Here is a 2,485-nt window from a genome sequence, read left to right on the forward strand (position 1 = left end):
AGCTGCCAGTTGGTGCAGCCGGCCGCCGTGCCGGCCTCGATCAGCATCGGCCGGATCTGCTGGATGCCGTGCGCGGTGTAGCGGACCGCAGGGGCAAGCGCGTAGAGCACCACCGCGATCATCGCGGTGAAGTCGCCCACCCGGAACAGCATCACCACCGGGATCAGATAGACGAAGCTCGGCAGGGTCTGCAGCGTGTCGATCACCGCTTCCAGGACCCGCCAGGCCCGCCGGCTGAGGCCGCCCAGGATACCCAGAGGAACGCCGATCAGGGCCGCCACCAGGACCGAGACGCCGCACAGGTAGACGGTCAGCATGGCGTTCTGCCACTGGCCGTTGAACGCGATGAACAGGCCGAACCCCAGCAGCAGCAGGGCGAGCGGCAGGCCGCCCAGGCGCCAGCCCGCCAGGGTCGTCACCAGCACCACCCAGGGCCAGGGCAGCTCGGTCAAGAAGCGCCGGACCGGCACCAGCAGGTTCAGGACGATCGCGGTCTTGATCGCCTCCAGCGTGTCGAAGAAGTGGACGTTGATCCAGCCGACCAAGTCCGCGAAGAACGGCCCGGTCGAAAGCGTCCACGCCTCCGGGTAGCGGGCGATGCCGGGCAGGAGCAGGCCCAACAGATAGAGGCCCAGCAGGACCGCGGCGAACAGGATCCAAAAGCGCTGCCCCTGCCCCGGAGCCTGCTCCTGCGTGGCGCGGCTCAGCCGGTCGAGGGCCACCGCTAGCAGCACGATCGCGAGCCCCGCCTCCAGGCCGCCGCCAATGTCGAGCCGGCGAAGCGAGGTCAGCACGTCGTAGCCGAGCCCGCCCGCCCCGATCATCGAGGCGATGATCACCATGTTGAGCGAGAGCATGATGACCTGGTTGACGCCCACCAGCAGGCTCGGCCGTGCTGCCGGCACCAGCACCTTCCAGGTGAGCTGGTGCCGGGTGCAGCCGGCCATCACGCCATATTCCTTCACCTCCTGCGGCACGGCGTGCAGGGCCTGCATGGTGATGCGGACCATGGGCGGCATGGCGTAGATCACCGTGGCGAGCGTCGCCGCGACCGGGCCGAAGCCGAACAGGAACAGGATCGGCACGAGATAGGCGAAGATCGGGACGGTCTGCATCAGGTCGAGCAGCGGGGTGATCAGGGCCGCCACCCTACGGCTGCGAAAGCCGGCGATTCCGATCAGCAGCCCGCCTGCCACCCCCAGTGGCACCGCGATCGCAATCGAGGCCAGGGTCACCATCGCACTGGCCCACTGGCCGAACACGGCGAGATAGAGGAAGGCCAGCCCGGCCAGCACTGCCAGGCCCCGGCCGCCCCGGTGCCAGCCGAGCATGGCGGCGGCCGCCACCACGGCGAACCAGGGCATGGCCGGCAGGACCTGGACCGCCGCCGAGCCCTGGCCACGAAGGACACCGGTCGCGAACAGGGCGGTCGCCCATTCGAGCGGCCAGCCGAGCAGCCACGAGATCGCCCGGGTGAGCTGCTGGAAGCTGAACAGGCCGAAGCTGGCATCCTCGACCAGCCAGGCCAGGAAGGCGGACACATCCTTGTCCCAGCCGAGCCGCCAGGCCCGCGGAACTTCGGCGAGCCATTTCGGGTAGGGAAGCGGCAGCAAGGCCAGGGCCAGGGTCACCACCAGGATCAGCGACCAGAGCAGCAGGCCCGGGCGCATGGGACGCGCAGTCGCGGCGGGCCTGGCCAGCGCAACGCTCACCGCACCGGCTCCCCGCCCAGCAGCACGGCCAGGACGGCCGAGCGGTCGATCAGGCCCACCGGCCGGTCGCCCTCGGTGACGAGATAGGGTCTGGTTGCTGCCTCGACCTTTGCCGCGATCGTCTGGACCTTGGCCCCGGCGTCGACCGCCCCCGCCACCTCGATCCGCTCGTCCAGCGGGCGCATGATCGCGCGCGCGGTCAGGATCCGGGCGCGCGGCGCCTCGCGGGTGAACTCGGCGACGTAGCTGTCCGCCGGATGCAGCACGAGTTCCTCGGGCGTGCCGGTCTGGATGATGCGCCCGCCGCGCATGATCGCGATCCGGTCGGCCAGCCGGATCGCCTCGTCGAAATCATGGGTGATGAAGACGATCGTCTTCTTCAGGCTGGCCTGCAGGCGCAGGAACTCGTTCTGCATCTCGCGGCGGATCAGCGGGTCCAGGGCCGAGAACGGCTCGTCCAGGAACCAGAGATCCGGCCCCACCGCCAGCGAACGGGCGATGCCCACCCGCTGCTGCTGGCCGCCCGAGAGCTGGTGCGGCAGGTCGTGCTCGCGGCCGGACAGACCCACCAGCGCGATCATCTCCCGCGCCCGCCTCGTGCGCTCGGCCCTTGGCACGCCCTGCACCTCGAGCGGGAAGGCGACATTGCCCAGCACGGTCAGATGCGGCAGGAGCGCGAAGTTCTGGAACACCATGCCCATCTTGTGGCGGCGCAGCCGGATCAGCTCGGCGGGGCCGGCCCGGGTCAGGTCCTGGCCGTCCAGCAGCACCTG

At 70.1% G+C, this 2,485-nt stretch carries 2 protein-coding genes; both read right to left on the reverse strand.

What is annotated here, in order from left to right; genetic code table 11:
- Positions 1-1,712 (reverse strand): ABC transporter permease (locus VNS22_RS25915; protein ID WP_325737701.1); only part of this gene is annotated, 1,712 nt, incomplete at its 3' end.
- Positions 1,709-2,485 (reverse strand): ATP-binding cassette domain-containing protein (locus VNS22_RS25920; protein WP_325737703.1); only part of this gene is annotated, 777 nt, incomplete at its 5' end. The genes VNS22_RS25920 and VNS22_RS25915, both read right to left, overlap by 4 nt.

The sequence above is a fragment of the Geminicoccus sp. genome, assembly GCF_035556675.1.
In the GTDB taxonomy this organism is placed as follows: domain Bacteria; phylum Pseudomonadota; class Alphaproteobacteria; order Geminicoccales; family Geminicoccaceae; genus Geminicoccus.